The organism is Paenibacillus salivarius (assembly GCF_051307165.1).
In the GTDB taxonomy this organism is placed as follows: domain Bacteria; phylum Bacillota; class Bacilli; order Paenibacillales; family Paenibacillaceae; genus Fontibacillus.
This window is the reverse complement of sequence record NZ_CP195592.1, coordinates 4,370,220-4,391,227: the sequence shown is the minus strand read 5'-3', so window position 1 is coordinate 4,391,227 and position 21,008 is coordinate 4,370,220. Positions and strand designations below refer to the sequence as shown.

The 21,008-nt window shown below is 51.9% G+C and carries 18 protein-coding genes; 12 read left to right on the top strand and 6 right to left on the bottom strand.

Annotated elements, in window-relative coordinates; translation table 11 throughout:
* Positions 1-35 precede the first annotated feature (35 nt).
* On the bottom strand, positions 36-290 hold the full coding sequence (locus tag ACSFXJ_RS20315) for a hypothetical protein (RefSeq protein ID WP_435922171.1): 255 nt from the start codon (positions 288-290) through the stop codon (positions 36-38).
* 162 nt (positions 291-452) lie between these two features.
* Here ACSFXJ_RS20315 and ACSFXJ_RS20310 point away from each other — a divergent pair, with 162 nt between their 5' ends.
* From ACSFXJ_RS20310 to ACSFXJ_RS20295, 4 genes are all read left to right on the top strand, one after another.
* Positions 453-1,778, top strand: a complete 1,326-nt coding sequence (locus ACSFXJ_RS20310; protein ID WP_435922170.1) for a glycosyltransferase family 2 protein — start codon at positions 453-455, stop codon at positions 1,776-1,778.
* A gap of 43 nt (positions 1,779-1,821) precedes the next feature.
* A complete protein-coding gene (locus tag ACSFXJ_RS20305) occupies positions 1,822-2,289 on the top strand; it encodes a hypothetical protein (protein WP_435922169.1) in 468 nt (155 codons plus the stop codon).
* A gap of 207 nt (positions 2,290-2,496) precedes the next feature.
* A complete protein-coding gene (locus ACSFXJ_RS20300) occupies positions 2,497-4,008 on the top strand; it encodes a DDE transposase (RefSeq protein ID WP_435922168.1) in 1,512 nt (503 codons plus the stop codon).
* Between the two features lie 189 nt (positions 4,009-4,197).
* A complete protein-coding gene (locus ACSFXJ_RS20295; RefSeq protein WP_435922167.1) occupies positions 4,198-4,938 on the top strand; it encodes a FlxA-like family protein in 741 nt (246 codons plus the stop codon).
* A 161-nt stretch (positions 4,939-5,099) separates the two neighbouring features.
* On the opposite strand, the gene ACSFXJ_RS20290 is transcribed toward ACSFXJ_RS20295, so the two are convergent.
* The 3 genes from ACSFXJ_RS20290 to ACSFXJ_RS20280 are packed head-to-tail and all read right to left on the bottom strand — an operon-like array spanning position 5,100 to position 8,059.
* Entirely contained in the window at positions 5,100-6,008 is a 909-nt protein-coding gene (locus tag ACSFXJ_RS20290) for a glycine betaine ABC transporter substrate-binding protein (protein ID WP_435922166.1), read from the bottom strand.
* 4 nt (positions 6,009-6,012) lie between these two features.
* Positions 6,013-6,855 carry an ABC transporter permease gene (locus tag ACSFXJ_RS20285; protein WP_435922165.1) on the bottom strand — a complete coding sequence of 281 codons (843 nt, stop codon included), beginning with the start codon at positions 6,853-6,855 and terminating at the stop codon, positions 6,013-6,015.
* The gene (locus ACSFXJ_RS20280; RefSeq protein ID WP_435922164.1) at positions 6,839-8,059 is read right to left on the bottom strand and encodes a quaternary amine ABC transporter ATP-binding protein; all 1,221 of its coding nucleotides are present in this window, start codon (positions 8,057-8,059) and stop codon (positions 6,839-6,841) included. Before ACSFXJ_RS20280 ends, ACSFXJ_RS20285 begins: the two co-directional genes overlap by 17 nt.
* A gap of 318 nt (positions 8,060-8,377) precedes the next feature.
* Between ACSFXJ_RS20280 and ACSFXJ_RS20275 the strand changes: the two genes are divergently transcribed.
* Entirely contained in the window at positions 8,378-8,932 is a 555-nt protein-coding gene (locus ACSFXJ_RS20275; protein WP_435922163.1) for a GbsR/MarR family transcriptional regulator, read from the top strand.
* A gap of 37 nt (positions 8,933-8,969) precedes the next feature.
* Here ACSFXJ_RS20275 and ACSFXJ_RS20270 read toward each other — a convergent pair whose 3' ends face one another.
* Together ACSFXJ_RS20270 and ACSFXJ_RS20265 are read right to left on the bottom strand one after the other, a co-directional pair.
* Positions 8,970-11,258, bottom strand: coding sequence for an alpha/beta hydrolase (locus ACSFXJ_RS20270; RefSeq protein WP_435922162.1), 2,289 nt, complete (start codon positions 11,256-11,258; stop codon positions 8,970-8,972).
* A gap of 97 nt (positions 11,259-11,355) precedes the next feature.
* Complete coding sequence (locus ACSFXJ_RS20265; RefSeq protein ID WP_435922161.1) at positions 11,356-12,705, bottom strand: amino acid permease; 1,350 nt, start codon at positions 12,703-12,705, stop codon at positions 11,356-11,358.
* Between the two features lie 190 nt (positions 12,706-12,895).
* Here ACSFXJ_RS20265 and ACSFXJ_RS20260 point away from each other — a divergent pair, with 190 nt between their 5' ends.
* From ACSFXJ_RS20260 to ACSFXJ_RS20230, 7 genes are all read left to right on the top strand, one after another.
* Entirely contained in the window at positions 12,896-13,852 is a 957-nt protein-coding gene (locus ACSFXJ_RS20260; protein WP_435922160.1) for an ABC transporter permease, read from the top strand.
* A 47-nt stretch (positions 13,853-13,899) separates the two neighbouring features.
* Complete coding sequence (locus tag ACSFXJ_RS20255) at positions 13,900-14,793, top strand: carbohydrate ABC transporter permease (protein WP_435922159.1); 894 nt, start codon at positions 13,900-13,902, stop codon at positions 14,791-14,793.
* 93 nt (positions 14,794-14,886) lie between these two features.
* On the top strand, positions 14,887-16,572 hold the full coding sequence (locus ACSFXJ_RS20250; RefSeq protein ID WP_435922158.1) for an extracellular solute-binding protein: 1,686 nt from the start codon (positions 14,887-14,889) through the stop codon (positions 16,570-16,572).
* 159 nt (positions 16,573-16,731) lie between these two features.
* Positions 16,732-17,505 carry a response regulator transcription factor gene (locus tag ACSFXJ_RS20245; RefSeq protein ID WP_435922157.1) on the top strand — a complete coding sequence of 258 codons (774 nt, stop codon included), beginning with the start codon at positions 16,732-16,734 and terminating at the stop codon, positions 17,503-17,505.
* Positions 17,496-19,220, top strand: a complete 1,725-nt coding sequence (locus ACSFXJ_RS20240; RefSeq protein WP_435922156.1) for a sensor histidine kinase — start codon at positions 17,496-17,498, stop codon at positions 19,218-19,220. The genes ACSFXJ_RS20245 and ACSFXJ_RS20240 overlap by 10 nt, the downstream gene beginning before the upstream one ends.
* 180 nt (positions 19,221-19,400) lie before the next feature.
* On the top strand, positions 19,401-19,616 hold the full coding sequence (locus ACSFXJ_RS20235) for a hypothetical protein (protein WP_435922155.1): 216 nt from the start codon (positions 19,401-19,403) through the stop codon (positions 19,614-19,616).
* Positions 19,617-19,762: 146 nt separating this feature from the next.
* Positions 19,763-20,971, top strand: coding sequence for an MDR family MFS transporter (locus ACSFXJ_RS20230; protein ID WP_435922154.1), 1,209 nt, complete (start codon positions 19,763-19,765; stop codon positions 20,969-20,971).
* The last annotated feature ends 37 nt before the right edge of the window (positions 20,972-21,008 follow it).

Below are 21,008 nucleotides of genomic sequence, written 5' to 3'. Positions count from 1 at the left end.
TTGGTTTGCCCGATGTGCAGCCGTCCGGATTTCCGTTAAATCAATGCGATCGCAAGCAGGGTGAACAGGCTGAGCGCCAAAATATCGTTGCCATACCATCCAGGGCCGTAGGCTCCGTACGGAGCGCCCGGATAAAACGCGGACGTTTGCACGGTTCTTCCGCGATCGGTGCGTAAATATACATAATTCGGGTCCACGTCGATGATGGTTCCGGTGTAGTGTTTGCGGTCCATCGTCATAATGCGGACTTTGCGGTTCTTCAAACGCAAACAGTTGTAATAAGCCTCCACTTGGATATTCCTCCTCTTGGCGTATTTTTATTAAGCTATGAGAGACCGGCCAAGCGGGTAACGGCAAAGAACCAGTTCGTCAGGAATTCGTTGTTTCAGGTGAAAGAGTTGTCGGTTTATAATAATTAAGCGTCTAATGCGGATCAGGAGGATTTTAACAACATGAAATACCGGTATGATAATCCTCGGAGGATCTATTTGTCCGTAAAAAATAAGTTTATCGTAAGCCAGGCGATCGCAGCCTTATGGACGTTGTTGTCGATCGTGTTGTCCGTGCCATGGGTCATGGAGCTTTCCCGTTACATCACGCTTCCCGGGGCGATTTTTGTCATCGCCGGGATATCTTATATTCCAGGGTTTATGAACGCATTTATGGTATCCAGCCTGCTTTTGGATCGCCAGCCCCCGTTAAAGGAGACAAATCCGGTACTGCCGGTCACGGTTCTGATCGCCTGTCATAATGAAGAGAAAGGGATCCGGAATACGCTATCGTATCTGGCGGCCCAGGAGTATGAGGGTGAAATTCAGGTCATCGTGATTGACAATGCTTCCAAAGACAAAACGGCGGAGCAGGCAAGGTTAGCGGGAGAAGAATTCGGATTACGCCTGCGGGTCATTTCGGAAAAAATACCCGGCAAAAATCATGCGTTAAATAAAGCTCTTCCGCAGGTAGAGACGGAGCTCATGGTCACGCTCGATGCGGATACGTTACTTCATAAAACGGCCTTGAAGCATATCGTCGCACGGATGGCCTCCGCTCCAAAGGAAGTATGTGCCGTTGCCGGAGCCGTACTGGTGCGCAACAGCCGGGAGAATTTTCTGGCAAAAATCCAGGAATGGGACTATTTTCTCGGCATCGCCAGCATCAAAAGGCTACAGGGGATGTTTCAAGGGACCTTGGTTGCCCAGGGGGCATATTCGCTATACAGGACGGATGCGGTTAGAAGCGTCGGGGGATGGCCGGATGCCATCGGGGAAGATATTGTGCTGACTTGGAAGTTTCTTATTAATAAATGGAGCGTCTATTTTGAACCGTTGGCTGTCGCCTTTACCGATGTCCCGGTTTCCTACCGTCATCTTATCCGGCAAAGAAGCCGATGGGCACGAGGAATGATCGAGGCGCTTAAAATCGTAAAACCGTGGAACCAGCCTTCTCTGTACGCCAAATATTTGACCGGTTGCAATCTGATCATGCCTTATCTGGACTTCATTTATACCTTTTGCTGGCTTCCGGGACTCGTGCTTGCATGTTTCGGACATTTTTGGATTGTCGGACCCTTCACATTGTTTGTGCTGCCGCTCACTTTTGCGCAAAACTACATTTTGTACCGGTTTCAAAAAGATGTCTTTCGGTCTTTGAACCTGCGCATCCGAAAAAACATATTCGGGTTCTTGGCCTATGTTTTGCTCTATCAGATCATGATGAGTCCGGTGTCGGTATACGGTTACTTGCAGGAGCTCTTTCAATCCAAGCGGGTGTGGAAGTAAAAATAAACATGCGTTTCCAACTTCAATGAGGAGGGGTTAGGGCATGGCGAAATTAATAACGGCGGCGGTCAAAACGAGGCAGGATGCCGCATTGATCATCGAGGATTTAAAGGAGGCCGGCATCTCCAAAAAACGAATTTCCGTCCTGGCCAGAACCGAAGAGGACCTTGGAATCATCAGCAAGGATACGGGTCTTCCGAAGCCGAAAAGGGGGGACGGGAACCATGCTCTTTTTCATCCGCTGATCGAAGTAACGGCGATTTTGGAGGATAAGCCCGCAAATGTGGCTGTAATTGGTCCTGCAGCAGAATTGCTGGCCGGAGCCGAGATCGGCCGGGGCAGCGACGATTTTGTCGTGGGGCTAATCGGAGCGGGAATTCCGGAAACGGCCGCCAAAGCGCTGGAAAGCCGGTTGATGGAGGGAGACTTTGTCCTGTTCGTGGAATCCGGCGATGAAGAAATCGCGACGATCGGGAAAGTGATCTCGGCACGAAATGCGGATAGCATTTAAGTAGCTGTAAAAAAACACCCCCTTGTACCGATATAAGCCTCTCGGAATTCACCATTCCGCATTAGCCCTGGCCTGACGGCCAGGGTCTTTATTTGTTTCACCCCCAAAGTATGGTGCGAACAAACTTTCCTCTTGACTTTTTCGAAACACCCCAATAATCGCCGAGAAGGCATTTTTATTGCCTACCTTTTAATTTGGGTGATTGTAATGTCGATTGTATCTCGTTCTCATCAGGACTACCTGGCCTTCGTACGCGATCAACTTCGAAAGGAGTACAACTCCCCGGAAGCTATGCGGTTTTTGCAGCGCTTCTACAGCGATATCATCTTCTGGATCACAGCGATTGACCTGTCCGCTGCAGCTTCCTTGATGCAGTCGGCCTATTCTTCTAAGCCAAGAGGCCGAAAGCCTCACGATCCCGCCGACATGCTCCGCTGCCTGCTCCTTATGACCAAGCTTGAGCTGAGCGTCGATGAGGGGGTCGTCGCCATTCGCACGACGCCTGTTTATGCCATTCTTTGCGGTTTCAACCCTGGCGAGTCGCCGGGCGTCGGGACGTTCTACGACTTTTTCCCCCGGCTTTGGCGGGCATCCAAGCCGCATAAGACTGGGCGCATCAAACGTCGCCTGAAGAAGCCGCGAAAGAAAGGCAAGAAGAATGAAAAGCAGGAACCCAAAAACCCAAAAATTACGGAGAGGCTCGTCTCCCGCGTCCTGCGCGAGGGCAAAATCCACTATGCCCCCAAGGAGCACGACCTGTTGCAGCAATTGTTTCAAACCATGTTTGTCGCACCTTCCGCGGCAAAGGGATTGCTCGGTGATACGAACGCTTTTCGCGTCATCGGCGATGGATCTCCAGTTGAAGCCGGGGCGCGTTCCTTCGGTAAATTCCTTTGCGATTGCCGCAAGTCGGGCAACTGGAAATGTACCTGCAAACGGCAATTTTCCGATCCCGATGCAGATTGGGGCTGGGACAGCTACCGCGAGAAGTATTACTACGGACGCACGCTTTACATGTTTACCGCCGCGGACAGCGCCTATGATCTGCCCGTGTATCCGCGATTGTTTCGCGCCAGCCAACACGATGCCGTATCGTGGATTTGCGGTTACCGCGAACTTCGCTACTGGTACGCGGATTGGAAGGTGGGAGAGGCGATCTTGGATTCGGCCCACGACGCCCTCCCGATCTATACCATGCTGGAACATGATGATGTTAGCAGCATCATCGACCTGAATCTCAGGCGTTCCGGGCATACGGTATACAATGAAATGAAAATAAACTCCGATGGTGTTCCCGTCTGCCCCATTGGTCGCAAGATGTCCTGCTGGGGCAAGTGTCCGGGGCGGCAGCGTATCAAGTGGCGCTGCCCCGCCAAAGTTGGAAAATGGGAGTGTCCTACTCCGTGTTCGCCTTCCGAGTACGGAAGAACGTTCTATACGTCGACAGCCGATAATCCGCGCTTGTTCCCACGCATCCGCCGTGATAGCAAGGAATGGAGAAAGCGTTACGCGATGCGAACCGGCGTTGAGCGTTGCATTAAGCGTCAGAAGACTGATTACAAGTTGGAATCTTCGCGCGGCCGCAGTTCACGTCACTGGAACATTCGAGTTTATCTTATTGCCATGTGTCAGCACGCTGACGCATGGTTCGAAGAAGCAAAGAAACAAAAACTGTTGCCATCCATTCAGCATTGGCTTAACGAATCTGTTGCCGCATAAGCCCAATTTTTAAAAAATGGAGGACCTTGTGTTTCTTTGGCATGCGCATTCATGAAAATCGCTTTCATTATCGTGCTAGTATTCATTTTTTGCGCTCATCACCCCTCGCTCGAACTCGAATCCCCCAGTTTAATCCGAGCTCCTATCGATATATAATTATCCAAATACAACCAACAAGGGGTTGAAACAATGAAAATATCGGGAATCTCGAGTCCCCCGTCCGCAAAGTCGGCGGCCACGAAACCGGTAGATCCATACCAGAAGCAAATCGAAGCTCTGATGAATCAAAAAAGCCAGATCGCCGACAACATCGCCAGCGTAAAGTCGAACGAAAAATTGAGCATCGAGCAAAAGAACGACCGGATCAGCATGCTGACCACCCAAATGCAATCGATTGAGACCCAGATTATGCAAAAGCGAATGGAGCAGGCAGAGAAAGAGAAGGAGAAGAAAGAAAAAGCGGCCGGGAAAACCGACAATAAGGATACCCGGGAAATGGACAAAGCGGCCGGCAAACAGGAGCAGGGCTCCATGGATCGGTTATTGAGCTCGGACGTTCAGCATGAAAATCTTGCGATGATGCAAAGTGTCCGCCGAAAACTGCAATCCGAATCGGGGGATTTGAAGTCGGAAGTCAAGATGAACCGGATGCATCTGATGGGCGGCCCGTCCCATATCTCAAGGTCGGAAATGAGAATCAACGCCGAGCTTACGGTAAACAAATCGAAACTGGAACAATCCCAGAACATCGAGGAGCGGATTGCCCGTCTTGATCTGCGAATCGGGGAAAACATAGCTTCCGACAAAGCACTATCCATACATAAACCTGCTGAAATCACCACGGAAGAAAAGAATGCGGACAACGCCGCCGCTTCCAAAAATGAAGAGAACACCGACGGTTCTCGCCAAAGCCTGGATATCCGGGTATAAATTTAATCTGTTTTTCAGGTTTCCGTAAGGTTGGATTAAGGATTGGCGGGTATATTAAATGTACTCCCTCTTCTTAACATAAATAAAACGGAAAGAAACCATCCCTGGCCAGAGGGATGGTTTCTTTTGGTTGTTGCCTGTTTTGAATTACGAATTACGAATTACTTCAAATCTTCGATCGAGTTCAAGTCTACATAGGAAGGAACGACGAGGCCCGTTTTCACGCCGGTCATGTTCGGGCCGAGGTCCTCCAGCTTGCCGCCGAATTGCTCCCAATAGTCGGCATGGGTAAGCGGCAGCCATGCGGCCGGGCTGGCATCGACATCGCCTTCGGCAACGCCGGTCCACATCGGGCCCGCTTCAACCTGAAGGGCGGTGACGTCGTAACCGAGCTTGCTTTCCAGGATGTATTCCAGCAGATTCGTGCTGGCGATTTCCGAGTCCCAAGCTACGTAACTCAGCTTCAATTTGTTGCCGTTCACCGGCGTCAAATCTTTCGTCCAGGTATCGACTCGGTCGCCATGGCTGTCCGCCCAAGCCTTGGCGGCTTCCGCAGGGTCCTTCCCTTCCTGGATGGAGGTCATGATTTCACCCATTTCATCGGAGGTCCATTCAAAACGGTCAAGAAACTCATAGGCGACAGGTTCGTCTTCCTTCAATCCTTTGCGCACGATCGTGTGGATTTCCTCAGCCTCGCCATACACCTTTTTCGGATCATCCAGATATTTCAAATCATACTTTGAAAACATCCAGTGCGGCGTCCAGCCGGTAATGATGATCGGCTTCTGCGTTCTTACCGCTTTGTCGAGCATGGCGGTCATGGCCGCGCCGGATCCTTCGATCAGCTTCCAATCGTCGAGGCCGTACTGTTCCAAAGCTGCCGCCGTGGCTTTCATAATGCCGGCTCCCGGATCGATGCCGATGATTTCATGCCGGACTTGATCGGCGACGGATTTGGTATTCCCGTTATTCCCCGTATTCGATGCATTACCGCCCCCGGACCCGCAAGCCGTCAATGCCAGAACGCTCGCCAAGCCTGCAAACACCATCAGTTTTCTCATTTTCTTCATCTTATTATGCTCCCCCTTTGTTCGATTTAAAAAGATTTTGCGTAAACCTGTCCAGTACGATCGCCAACACGACCACCGCAAGACCCGCTTCAAAGCCTTGTCCGATTTTCAGCTGGGTTACGGCCCGGTACACGGTGGCACCGATGCCTTGCGCCCCGATCATGGAGGCGATAACGACCATGGACAAGGACAGCATGATCGTCTGGTTGATCCCGGCCATCATCGTCGGCATCGCGAGCGGAAGCTCGACTTTGAACAGTTTCTGCCAGTTCGTGGAGCCGAAAGCGTCGGCCGCCTCGGCCAATTCGCCGGATACCTGCTTAATCCCGAGATAAGTCAGGCGGATGGTCGGCGGGATCGCAAAAATAACCGATGCAATAACGCCGGGGACGACGCCGAGACTGAAAAACGTAACCGCGGGAAGCAGGTATACGAATGCCGGCATGGTCTGCATGAAGTCCAGCAGCGGCGAAATGATGCGGTGCGCCGTTTTGCTGTAGGCGCTCAAAATCCCGATCGGGATGCCGAGCACGATCGAAATGAGTCCCGACGTAATAACCAACCCGAGGGTGTTCATCGTTTCATCCCAATATCCAAGGTTGCCGATCAGCAGAAAACCGATCACGGTAAACAGGGTCAATCTCCATTTTCCGACGAGATAAGCAAGCACGCCCAAAATCACGATAAACAGCAGCGGATGGGGAAGAAGGAACAGCCCGGAGAAAAAGTTTACGATGGACTCGATCACCGTCGCGATTCCGTCGAACAATCCGGAAAGGTTGACCGCCATCCAGTCCACAATATACTCAATCCAATCCGCAAGCGGCAGTTTAGGCATGAAGTCCATTCTCGCTCACCTCCTCTTTTTTTTCGACTTCGCCGGCAAGAGCGCCGAGTACGGCGCCGCGCACAATGACGCCGAGCAGCCGCTCTTGCTCGTCGACGACCGCGAGCGGCACTTTCGCCGAGCTGGTCACTTCGAACAGTTCGTTCAGCAGCGTATCCGGCGGCACTTTCGGCCCGTCCTTGATCAGGATGTCGCTCAGCGTGCTTCCGTCCTTAAGCGCACGGGAGGCGTCTTCGGCCGTAATAACGCCAAGCAGGCGCTTGGCCCGGTCGATGACGAACAGATTGGAGATGCCTCTTTCCCGCATTAATTGCAGCGCGACCCGCGGGCCACGGTCAAGGGTGACCGTTTCCGGACGGCGCATCACCCGCGAAGCGGTAAGCACTTTGGATAAATCGACGTCCTCGATAAACCGTTCGACAAACCGGTCGGCCGGATTGGTCAGCATCTCCTCGGGAGTGCCGATTTGGACGACCTCGCCGTCTTTCATTAGTGCGATCCGGTCCCCGATGCGAAGTGCTTCGTCAAGGTCGTGCGTAATGAAAATAATCGTTTTTTTCATTTTTTCCTGCAATTCCAGCAGTTCATCCTGCATATCGCGGCGGATGAGCGGGTCAAGGGCGCTGAACGCTTCATCCATCAGCAAAATTTCCGGATCGTTAGCCAGCGCGCGCGCCAGCCCGACCCGCTGCTGCATGCCGCCGCTAAGCTCGTCGGGCATTTTGTTTTCCCAGCCCTTCAAGCCGACAAGCTCCAGGGCGTTCATCGCTTTTTCCCGACGTTCCGCCTTGCCGACCTTCTGAATCTCCAGTCCGTACTCCACATTTTCAAGCACGGTCCGGTGCGGGAAGAGCGCGAACTTTTGAAACACCATACTAATCGTTTTCCGGCGGACTTCCCGAAGCTGGGACTTGTTCATTTTCCGTAAATCCTTACCATGAATGAGCACTTCTCCGGACGTAGGCTCGATCAGGCGGTTAAGCATCCGCACGAGCGTGGACTTCCCGCTGCCCGACAAGCCCATGATTACAAAGATCTCGCCTTCGTTAATACTGAGATTGACTCGATTCACGCCGACGGTAATGCCCTTTTCCCGAGCGAGCGTTTCCTTGGAATATCCTTGCTCAAGCAGGGTCGCTCCCTGCTCGGCACCCGGGCCGAACAGTTTGCTTAATCGGTTGACTTTTAAAATTTCCGTTCCCATACATTCACCCCTTTTGTCTTGTGGAGACTTCACTTCTCTTATGATAGACACGGAACCGGTTCGTTAGTCCGCGTCGGTCGATGTTATAAGTCTAGCAAAAGGGCAAGCACAATATCAAATGTTAAAACCGTACGTAAAGAACGTACAGAAAAAACTGTACGTAAAGATTCTTGAGATAACTGCCGAATACTCCAAAATACTGCCTGGTCCGCTTCTTTACTTTTGGACATCCTTTTCTTAAGATAGAGTAAGCATCCGTCCGAATAGAAATATGGGAATGAAGGATGCAGCATTGTGCAATGATAGGAGGAAGCACATATGAGCTTGGAACAGCTCACACCCGAACAACATGACGAGCTATCGAAATTGCGTAAGCGTGTTATCGAAGCGATCGGCAGAAATATGGATTTATACGGAATTTCTTTGTCAACGGGCCATTTGTACGGGCTGCTTTTTTTTGCCGACAAGCCGATGACGCTAGACCAAATGGGAATGGAAATGAAGATGAGCAAGACAAGCATGAGTACGGGAGTGCGTACGCTTCTTGACTTGAAAATGGTAAATAAAGTGTGGGAGAAGGGATCCCGCAAAGACTTATATGAAGTGGAATATGACTGGTACCAGACGTTCACCGACTTTTTTGCGATCAAATGGAGAAAAGCGGTGGAGACAAACATTCTAGTGCTGCGGCGGGCGATCGAGGAGATCAACAAAGCGCTGTCCGGCACGGGAGAGGTACACGAGCCGTTCCGCGGCATACTTGAGGAAGACCGGCGCAAAATGAAAGAAGCGGTCAAATATTACGAATGGCTGGATCGGCTGATCGATGTGATGGAAAGCGGCGAGATTTACAATTTGGTGCCCAAAGAATAATGGAGAAAGGCGAAGTTCCGATATGGAACTTCGCCTTTTAATATATCCCTATGTCGTCCAGCATGACGCGTCCCTGACCACCGGTAAGGCGGAAGGTAAGCCGTGCGATTCCGGATGACGGATCGAATTCCGGATCCGCTTCACGGAAAGCCGAGAGCGGCAAACGATAGGTTTGGAAAACCGCTTCGGTCGGATTTTTGTACTTCCCGTCGGACAAATGGAGATCCAGCCAAGGATGAAGCGTGTAATTGATTTCGGGCAGGGGAAGGACGGGCATGAACTCCGTCAAAGGGAGACGCGCCACATCGCCTTCCGATGTCTCCAATTCGACTTCGATTTGTAGCTGCTCCTCAGGGTTTCCAGGGCCATTCTCCATTTCGAAGCTCCGGTCCGACATGGAGAAGGATAAGAGCTCGGCTCCGATCGAGCCCGGCGCAGGCTTATTCTTTTCCCAGCTTAGGGTGTAAGTGGATGCCTCATCCGAATCGACGGTTCTTTCCAAGGTGACGCCGCGCGTATCTTTTCCGGACAAACGGCGGTTTTTCGCCTCTTCTTCCTTCCAATCCACATTGTTCCCCTTTGCGGTTCCGCCGCCAGGCAAAGTCATCCGGTTCATATCCTCGTCATATCTCGCCCAAGACGTCATTAGCCCGCTCTCATAGCGGTTAAAATAAGCCGTTCCCGGCAGCCAAGACAAACCGGCCCGGTAGTCCTGAAACAGCGGAATATACTGCTCCTGCCGGTGGAGGGTGGTCTCCATGAATGCCGAGATGTATACTTTGGCGATCTGTCTTTGGTCTTTAGCCGACAGCATGCCGTTGCGGCTGAGCAGAATCCCCTTCGGAAAGCTGGCGTCCCGGCCGCCCCAGTCGCTGTTGAATTGACTGTGATTGGCGTCCGCAATGTACAGCGAGGATTTAAAAGCAGGCTCGCCTTTCGTAAACCCGGTCCTCGCATACTGGCGGTCTCCGTCAAAATCGGTGACGTCCCCGTCGCGGGCTCCCTGCAGCGTTAAATAGTTCACATTTTTCAGTTTGGCGAAGACGCCGTCGACTTTTTTGTCGGTCGGCGCGATGGCGGCAACGGCACGGATTTGAAATTGGGCGATGTCTTTAAGCGTAGTATCGGTGCCAAACCAGCGTTTATAGTCCGTAGCCATCGAAACGGCCTGACCGCCGCGGGAATGCCCGACGAGTGCGATCTGTCCGAAATCGACCCGCTCATAGAACGGCGTATCCGGGGTTTCGGCAAATTTGCCGATCTGCTGCAAATGCTTCAGCAGCATCCATGCCCGAACTTTCATGTCATTGTCGGGAATGCCGGTCCAGACGGAATAATTGAGAAAATTCTCGTCGACGGAAACCGCGATGAATCCGCGGCTCGCAAGCAATTCTCCCAAATAGGCGTACCCGTCGTCCGAATAATCTTCCATCAGATGGTTGCCGTGAACGATGAGAACGAGCGGGTACGATCCCGATTCTTCCGGCATCCACACGCGCCCGTTCACAGGCAGCGCCTTTTCGTTAAATCCCCAATAAGCGGTTCTGAATTTCGACCATTTCTTGATATAGGCGGAAGCGTCGACCGGCTCGGAAATAAGATCGGTTTTTTCGCCGAATTCCGGCTGCCACGCATTTTTGCCGCTACCATAATAAAATTCCTTGATTTCGTAAGGCCCCGGCTCGGATGGATCCTCCGCGGAAATGGCGGTCACCCCTGGCCCGTCCGCAGCATCCGCCGCAGCCTCGTCCGCGGAATCGGCCAGTACAGGCATATCGACGGCGTCCGTCCGATGGTCCGGCCACACGGCCGCAGACAGAATGCCCAGGAGGAGCAAGGCGGCGAGGACGGTTTTGAACCGAAGCGGGACGCCACGGGAAGCGAACAATCCGATCCCTAGTCCGGCCAAAACTCCAGTTAAGGTCAAGATTGAAGAGACGATGGCGGAAATGGCGAAGGCCTTATCCTCTTGATAAAAAATAACGAATACGGCGGCCAGGTCGAACAGAACCGCCCCTATATATAATCGGGGGGCGGGAAGCCCAATCAGCGCGAGAATCAAGGCGATGAAATGGGCGGTCATAAATAACGCCGCGATGCCCACAAAGGCGAAAGAGGCCATGTCGAAGGCAGCGCCCAGGCCTGTCGGCATTCCGAGCGCGGCGAGGGCAAACGCGAAGATGCCGGCCCCGCAAGGGCCGGCCATGCTGATCCGCCAAAATGAGGTATCGTACCGGTACGTTTGCCGGATGCGTTTCCGTATTTTATGGCGAAGCGGAGTTTTCGGTTGTTGAATGACGTATTCGGGTTGGAATTGCAGTTCCATATTTCTCTTCCCCCAGCTTCTCCCTCGTATCTCTAGTTAACTATATTGTAACATGCTCAAACCAGGTAGAGAACAGGGGAATACCGGGACGGGACTGTCAGCTTCCGCGGTCCGTTTTGAATCGGATCAAGGACCAGACGGTAAGGACGCACAATACGGCGAGGCAAACGCCGATGCTGATCCGGTTTTGCGCATCGAACAGAAAGATCACGGCAATGATGGACAAGCAAACGATGCCGATGAACGTAATAAACGGATATCCCCACACGACAAAACCGGGTTTTACCGGATACGTTTTGCGCAGCTTCCATTGCGACAGCAGAATGCTGATCCAAACGAGCAGCACGACAAAGCCGGGCACCGCCATCAGCAGTCGGAACACATTATCCTGGGCTACATATGCGATCATGGAACCCAAAATAAGCACTACCGCGGTCAGTTTGAGGCTGTTGATCGGAACGCCCTTGGAAGACAGGCGCGCAAGCGAGGCGGGAGCTTCACCACCCGACGCCATGGAATGCAGCATCCGGGTCGCCCCGTAAATCCCGGAATTCGCCGCCGACAACACCGCGGTAATCAAAATAAAATTCATCAGGTGGGCGGAGCCTTGGAACCCGGCTGACGTCAGCACTTGTACGAACGGGCTCGTTTGTTCGTTCAGCGTATTCCACGGGATCAGCCCGCAAATAATCAGGATCGGCAAGGTGTAGAACAGCACGACACGTAAAATGAAGCTCTTTACGACCCGGGGGAGCACCTTCTCCGCATCCTGGGCTTCGGACAACGTAAGCCCGATCAGTTCGGAACCGCCGTAGGAGAACATTACGACAAGCAATGCCGGAAAAATCGCGGTCCATCCATTCGGGAAAAAACCGCCATATGCCGTGAAATTATGATTCCATGACGGGGAGCTTGCCCCAGGAATCAGTCCGAACAGCATACCTGCTCCCAAAACGATGAACACGATGATCATGGCGATTTTGATCCCGGCGAGCCAGAATTCGAATTCGCCGTAACCGCCGACGCTGAGCAGATTGATCGCAAGGATAAATACGGCGCTCGCAAGACTGAGTGCCCATAACGGAACATCTGGAAGCCAGAATTGCAAAAAGCTCCCCGCAGCGATGACTTCGATGACGCAGACGGTAAGCCACATAAAGCAGTACAGCCATCCGACCACGAAGGAAAGCCGTTCCCCGAACGCCTTTCGGATAAAGTCCTTCATATTCAGGCCGGGGAAGACGGTCGCCATTTCCGCGATCGCGCCCATGACGATCAATAGCAGCAGACCGGCCAAGGCGTATGAGAAGACAACGCCCGGTCCGGCGACAGTGACCGTTTCCGCGCTGCCCTTGAATATTCCGGTGCCGATAACCCCGCCCATCGCCATAAAGGCGATATGCCGGGGAAGTAATTTTTTTTGAAGGGGAGTATGATCGGGTTTCAATAGTTGCAGCCTCCTGAACACTGGTTAATTATTCGCACTTGCCTTATATTACAACAATTTCGGGATGGATGTAATGATGAATAACTCTTGTTGAATAGTATCATTTTTCGTTGTTTGAGCAGATAGCAAGGGGGCATCGGTTTCCTTAGAATAAATGATAGACAATGTAAAACGGTGGGAGGAACGGAATATGACGCAGCTATCCGTTAAAAATCCGGTATCAAGGGCACCCGTCAAGCAAAGGGGACTGGCCCGATTCATCAAGCAAATCGATCTTCAGCTCATGGTGATTCCTGCTCTTATCCTGATTTTCATTTTTAGCTACATTCCGATGTACGGCATTTTGATCGCCTTTCAGGATTACAAAATCGGCAGGAGCTTTTCCAGCAGTCCCTGGGTGGGGATGAAGCATTTTGCTTATTTTTTCAATTCCCCGGAATTTTGGACCGTCATGAGGAACACGATCGTCATCAGCCTGCTCAAGTTTTTCATCGGGTTTCCGGCCCCGATTCTCTTGGCGCTTATGCTCAACGAGGTCCGAAAAATGTTTTTCAAACGGGTGGTTCAGACAATTACCTATTTGCCTCACTTTATGTCCTGGGTCATTTTGGGAGGGCTTGTCAGTTCGATGCTTGCCGTGGATAACGGAAGCGTAAATATGCTGCTGGAGAAGCTGAATTTTATCGACAAACCCATCAATTTCCTGTCACTGCCCGAATATTTCTGGGGGATTCTCGTAACCACCAATGTGTGGAAGGAGATCGGGTTTGGTTCTATCGTATACCTCGCGGCGATCGCGGGCGTTGATCCGAATACTTATGAAGCCGCTTCCATAGACGGAGCGAGCCGATTCAAGCAAATCTATCTCATTACGCTTCCATCCATTATGCCCGTTGTCAGTATTTTCATGATTCTGGCCATCGGGAACCTGCTCAGCGCGGGCTTCGAGGATATTTTGATCCTTGCCGCCAATCCGGCGATCCGGGATGTCTCCGATGTCCTTGATACCTATGTGGTGCGGGTCGGTATCGATAACTACCGTTATTCCTATGCGACGGCCGTCGGCGTGTTCAAGGCGGTGGTCAGCGTCGGGCTTCTGACCATGGCGAATTTCATCGCGCGAAGATCGGGCAACAGTTTGTGGTAAATGGCAGCAGCGAAAACCGTAATTTATCGATAGGAGGCTAACGAGGCATGAAGGACACCTTCGGAGACCGCATCATGGTCGGATTTATTTATATCTTTTTGATTTTGTTGGCTGTCTCGACACTTTACCCTTTTCTTAACGCGCTAGTCGTTTCATTCAATCAGGGCTTGGATACGTCCAAGGGCGGAGTCACGCTCTGGCCGCGGGTATTTACCCTGGAAAATTACAAAATCGTCTTCGAAGATGACCGGCTCATGAGCGGCTTCATCGTTTCGGTGCTCCGGACCGTGATCGGTACGGCAAGCGCGATATTATGCACGGCGGTTTTTTCCTACGGGATGTCGAGACGCGAATTGATGGGGCGCAAATATTACATGGTCATGTGCATCATTACGATGTATTTCAGCGGCGGGCAGATTCCCTCGTTTCTGTTAATCCGGAACCTGGGATTGATGAATTCGTTCTGGGTGTTTATCATCCCCGGGCTGATCGGGGTTTGGAACATGATCATTTTCAAAACGTTTTTCCAAGGGCTTCCGGCAGGTCTTGAGGAGTCCGCAAAAATCGACGGATGCGGCAACTGGGGCACGTTGTTCCGGGTCGTCCTTCCGTTGTCCGGGCCCGTCATCGCCACGCTGGCGCTGTTTACCGCGGTTTCGCACTGGAACGAATGGTTCCTGGCGGGGATTTACATCTCCGATCAGAACTTGTACCCGATCCAAACGATATTGCGGCAAATCCTGCTCTCCAATATCGTGTCCGACCAGGCCGGGTCGCTGGATGCGGCTTCGCTGGCCCATTTGCAAAGAGCGAAGACGGTGACGAGCAAATCGCTTTCCATGGCGACGATGATTGTGGCAACGCTTCCAATCATTTGCGTGTATCCGTTTGTGCAGAAGTATTTTGTGAAGGGCGTTTTGGTAGGTTCTTTGAAAGAGTAGCTTACTCCTTAGGGAGGTCATCACCGACGGGTGTAGAGCATTCGCTTTAACCATATATTTAAAACATTGGATTTTGAAAGGGGAAGCAGGTCTATGATGAAGAGGAGAAGATGGCTGGGTATCGTTTTATCGGCAATGATGGTGGCTGCGCTGATGGCCGGCTGTAGCGGGAAAAACAGCAATAACGCACAGCCTGCAGGCAACGGCGGAAATGCCGCGGAACCCCAGGCCTCCGAAGCAGCGCCGGAGGGACCGAAGTTGTATGAGCTTGGGAAAGAGCCGCTCAACATTACGCTGTTCGGCAATTACGACTGGTACACGATGCCGAAGTGGGGCGAAGATCCGACGACCAAATGGGTTCAGGACAACATGAAAATCACGGTCAACGAAGTGCCGAACGGCGGTAACGCCGCTCAAAAGCTCAATACGATGATCGCCTCCGGCGACCTGCCGGATATCGTTTGGGGCGAACGCGGCACCGATGTCGAGCGTCTTCGCGAGGCGGGCCTGCTCGTTCCGCTCGACGATTATATCGATAAATATCCGAACCTGAAAAAATGGCTGGATCCGAAAGCGATGAATATGCTTCGTTCGCCGGACGGCAAACTGTATCAGTTCCCGAACTGGTACACGAATCGGCCGAATGGAAACGCAGGCTGGGTCGTGAACAAAAAAATATACACCGAGCTCGGGTCGCCGAAGCTTGAAACGACCGACGATCTCTATAACTATTTGAAACAAGTCAAAGAAAAATATCCGGACGTCATTCCGTTCGAAACCGATCTTGCGGCGGAAGGACACGGTCTAGACCAACTTTATTCCGCCTTCAAGGAGGATAATCTCGGCTTCACCCGGTTTTATGCGGTACCGGAAGGAGACAGCTTCAAATCGATATACAAGGATGAGCCTTTCCGGGAATCCGTCGTTTACGCGGCCAAATTATTCCGCGAAGGCTTGATGACCCAGGACGCGATGACGCAAACCCGGGATCAGGTGGACGAGAAGCTGCTAAACGGCCGCGTGGCGGTATATGCTTCGGCGAACCCGACCGTTTATGCGATGGCCGCGGACACCGAGGTCAGAAAGAAAGATCCGAACGATCCGAACCTCGGATATTTCATGGTTTGGCCGATTCATAAGGAAGGGCTCGACAAGAACAAAATTTATCCGGGCACATACAACAAGCTGGGCTGGAACGCGGCCGTCATCACGACAAGCGCCAAAGATCCGGAAGCCGTCTTCGCTTTCCTCGACTGGTGGACCGGTCCGCAAGGAACGACGCTGCAGTTCTGGGGCGTGGAAGGCGAATACTGGCAAGGTTATGAAGCTGACGGGTATACGCCGAAATTTACCGAGAAGTACGCGACGCAGAAAGACAAACTGGCCGAATACCAGAAGTTTATGGACCCGTTGATGTGGGTCGGCAACACCGTATTCGCGGACGATACGAAAGGGAAATACGAATCCACGCTGGCCGAAAACGAGCGTAACTGGGCGACGTACTGGCAGTACCAAATCACCTGGAAAACGCAAGGAGATGCAACGGAGTTCGTCAATATGACGCCGAATCCGGATAGCGAGGAAGGGATCGCCTTCCAGCGCGCCAGAGATATCTGGCTGCAGGTCCGGGCGCAGACCCTGTTCGCGAAGGACGATGCCGAGGCGCTCGCGATGCTGGATAAGGCTTACGACGATACGATGGCTGCCGGCTTTGAGAAGACGCTGGAGTCCTTTACGAAAAAGTGGAACGAAAATAAAGCGATTATCAACGGTCAGTAATGCGAATAAAAACAAGGGTCCGGCACGATCGGGCCCTTGTTTTCCGCATCCTCGGGGTGCAATGGCGATGCCGGAGATTAGAAGATATTCTACCTGTTCAGGAAAAAAGGTGGGAGCTATACTTGGATTAAGAGTCTATCCTGGAAGGGGGATTCAACCATGTACAAAGTGTTGTTGGCCGATGACGAGCAGCTTGATCTGGAAGGGATGAAACGGTTCATTCCGTGGTCCGAGCTTGGACTCGAAGTGGTTGGCGCCGTAAACAACGGGTTTATGGCTTGCGAGGTGCTGGAAAGGGTAACGATCGATATTTTGGTGACCGATGTGAATATGCCGAATATGTCGGGACTTGAGCTGGCCAGGATGGCCATCAAAAAGAAGGAAAATGTCAAAATTGTTTTTGTAAGCGGTTACCAGGACTTCAATTACGTAAAAGAGGCATTATCCTTGCGGGCGTTCAACTATGTGTTAAAGCCGATGGCCGACGAGGAACTGATCTCTTCCCTGCAAGGCATCACCGAAGAACTTAAACGGGAGGGAAATCCGCGGGGAGGCGAACGCCGGAAGAACGAAGGGAAGACCCATCTGCAGGTCCAAAGCCATCAAGAAGGCAGGAACAGCCGGCTCATACGCGATATATTGGAGACGATGCGGATGAGAATGAGAGAGAATATAACGCTGAAGGATATTGCGGAACAATTCGCTTTTTCGCCGAATTATCTGGGTCATCTGTTTAAAGAGGAGATGGGTCTCAATTTTAGCGAGATGCTGATCAACATGCGCATGGAGCGGGCAAGGGAACTTTTGAAAAATCCGACCGCGAAAATTTACGAGGTTGCCGACCAGGTCGGCTATCGTTACCTTCCGTATTTCAGCAGGCAATTCAAAGAAATGTACGGCATGACCCCGATGGAATATCGCAAATGGGAGTAAAGGGACGTTTTATTCCGTTTGGGTATAAGCTGATGCTCACCTATATGGTGTTCGTCATTCTTCCCGTGATCGCCATCGGCTATTTCTCGCATGCGATGTACCAGGAATCGATCCGTGGCCAGACGAGAAGCAACATGCAAGGAACGCTCAAGCAGATAAAGGATAACATTGAATATAAATTGTCGGACGCGGAACGGATTTCCTCGATGCTTTACGACGATTATTCCTTGATCACCCAGCTTAGAAATTATGAAAAAGGATGGGAGAATTACGATCAGACCATCAACGTGGTCATGCCCAAATTTTCGATCGCGCTGAATTCAACGGCCATGAACATTTCGATGTTCTTGTTTCTTGCGAACGATACGATTCCCGAAAGATATTACGGCTCGTTCGAGCAGGAGCGGCCCGATCTTCTGGAAGGGAACTATAATATATACCATTTGAAAAGAATCGAGGCGAAGGCGTGGTATACCGACTTTCCCCCCGAGGTGTTCGGAAGTACGTTGCTGTGGCAAAGGGTCGAGCGTGATTTCGAGTATAACCGCATATCTTTGCTGCGCAGACTGGTGGATTATCAAAATCCGCCCGAGCTGAAGGAACTCGGATTTATGCGGATCAGCGTGAGAACCGCGGAACTGTTTCAGGCCGTGGATTATACGAAAATCGGGAACGGCAGCGCGTTGATCGTCAAGGATGAGTATGGAAGACAACTATACCGGTCAGGGAATGTACCGGAAGAGGGAATACAGGACACCGAATACCTGATCATCCGGGAATCCGTCGGAAACCAGTCATGGCGGCTTGAGGCGTATGTTCCTCTGACGGTGATGGAACAAGATTCGCGGAAGGTGCGGATGTTCCTCATTCTGATTTGTATGCTGTGCCTGATCGTGTTTACGTTTGTGGGCATGTTTATTTCCCGCTATTTCTCCATCCGGATGAACAAAATCGTGTTCGTACTCAACGCGTTTCGTGAGGGAGATTTACGCAAAAGGATGGGCTACCGCGGGAAGGACGAGTTTTCCCAAATCGCATCGGCCCTGAACGAAATGGGCCAGAACATCGACAGGCTGATCGAGCAGGTGTACGTGACCCAAATCGAGAAAAAGGAAGCCGAACTGGAATCGCTTCAAGCCCAGATCAATCCGCACTTCCTTTATAATACGCTGTCTTCGATCAGCAGGCTGGCCCAGTTCGGCGAAGTCGACAAGCTGCAGCGGATGGTGCTCGATCTGGCGAAGTTTTACCGTTTGTCCCTCAATGAAGGGAGAACGCTGATTCCGATCCGCAGCGAGCTGGAGCAAGTCCAGGCATACATGAACATTCAGACGACCAAATTCGGGGAATCGGTCTCCGTTTTTTACGATATCGATCCGGCGATTACCCGGTTTGTTACGGTTAAGCTGATACTGCAGCCTTTCATCGAGAATTCGCTCGAGCACGGCTGGTTCGGCAGTCCGATTCATATCCGCGTCGTCGGCAGAAAGGAAGGCGACCGTATCGTTTTCAAAATTATCGATGACGGCATCGGCATGCCGCGGGAACGGATCCGGCAAATTTTCGATCCTTTGGAGGGACTCAACACCGGCCTCGGCATCCGGAACGTGCACAGCCGGATCCAGCTTCATTTTGGACAGGACTACGGCGTGACGATCGGAAGCGGACCCGGGATCGGCACAACGGTCCAGATCGTTATACCCGCAAAAAAATAAGGTATGGACCCCGGGCTGCGACGGACGCCCCAAACCTATGAAGCTTTATTCCTGTTTTGAACCGAAAGTGTTTGGATTTGGGAGGAAAGAGGGTAAAAGAGAGGGTGCCGGCATTGCTTATCGATTCACCGCCATCATGGGCCGGCTGCAATCCATCTCTTTTTGCAAAGGAGTCATGACATGAATCTGAGCGTTCATAGGCCCATGCCATTCCACTCCCAGTATTCAAGAGCGACGGCGGCAAATATGGCGAAGAAGAATGACGGGAAAGAAACGTCCATAAGCTTTCAGGATATTTTACAGGAAAAAATGAAAGTAAGTCGTGACCGGCAGACGTCCGGCGCAAGCAAAACTATCGCGACCACGGTGCAAACCCGGCTACAGCAATCGCGGTAATGAATAACGTTCCCCCTTGTCCAATGCCTTCCTCCATGTTTCGAAAGAAACGGAGGGCGTTGGACTTTTTTCTTGACACTAAGAAGGTTGTCGGTTTAAATAGTCGAATGGTTTTGTAAATTTTAGATTCAGGAAGGTCTTTGCAGATGAAAGCAAAACTAAGCGACATTCATCCTTTATCATGGACAATTATCGTCGGTACCATTTTCGGCCGGATGGCCACTTCAATGAGCATTCCCTTTCTTTCGATATATTTGATCGGAAAATTGGGCGCTTCGCCTTCCGAGGCCGGGATCGTCGTCGCGGCCAGCTCGCTGGTCGGCGTGTTCGCAAGTTTTTACGGCGGGTATATCTCGGACGTCATTGGACGGAAAAAAGTGCTGTTCGTCTCGATTTTCGGCTGGACGCTCGTTTTTGCGGGCTTCGCGGTTGCGGACCGGATTTGGCTCTTTTTCGTGATCAACGCGCTGAACGGGCTTTGCAGATCGATGTTCGAACCGACGTCACGGGCTCTGCTTGCGGATATTACGCCAAAGGAGAGCAAGCTCCTTGTATTTAATCTCCGCTATGCCGCGATCAATCTGGGCGTCGTCGCCGGTCCGATTCTGGGCTTGCAGATGGGGACGTCCAAGTCGGGAACCGCTTTTTACATTGCGGGACTCGTCTATTTCCTTTATGGCGCGGTACTCGTCGTCCAGTTCCTGCAGCATAAAGATATCGGCGGCGTGAAGCCGGAGAGCACGGACCGGTTGACGCTATCGGGGGCGCTTCGGGTTACCGGCAAGGACCGCACCTTCATGTACGTGTTGATCGGCATGATTTTCTGCGTGCTCGGCTATGGACATTTCGATTCCACGCTGCCTCAGTACCTGGAGCTTAGTCCGAGGATCTCGGACGGGGCCACCTGGTTCGGTTATATGCTGACGTTGAATGCGGTCGTCGTGCTCAGCGTGCAATACCCGCTCGTTAAATTCGCCAGCCGGTTCTCTCCCATGGCGCCGCTGATTGCCGGCAATATATGCGTCGCTTGCAGCATGCTCGTCTTCGGGACCTTGCCGTACATTTGGGCGATGATGCTCGGGGTCGTTCTGTTTACGGTCGGCGAAGTGCTGATGTTTACGATGACGGATGTGCTCGTGGACCGGATCGCGAAGCCTGAATTGAGGGGGACCTATTTCGGGATGTTCGGCTTCAACAACTTGGGCAATGTCATCGCTCCGTTGATGGGCGGATTTTTGCTGGACGGTCTTGGCGTGGACAGAGCGGTGCTCGTGTTTGCGGTCATCGCCTTAACCGTGGGACTCGGGCTGCCGTTTTTACTGCTGGGAAGGGCATCTTTGCCAAAGGAGCCGTAATCGGAAAGAGTCATAAGAATAGATAGTGAAAGTTGTA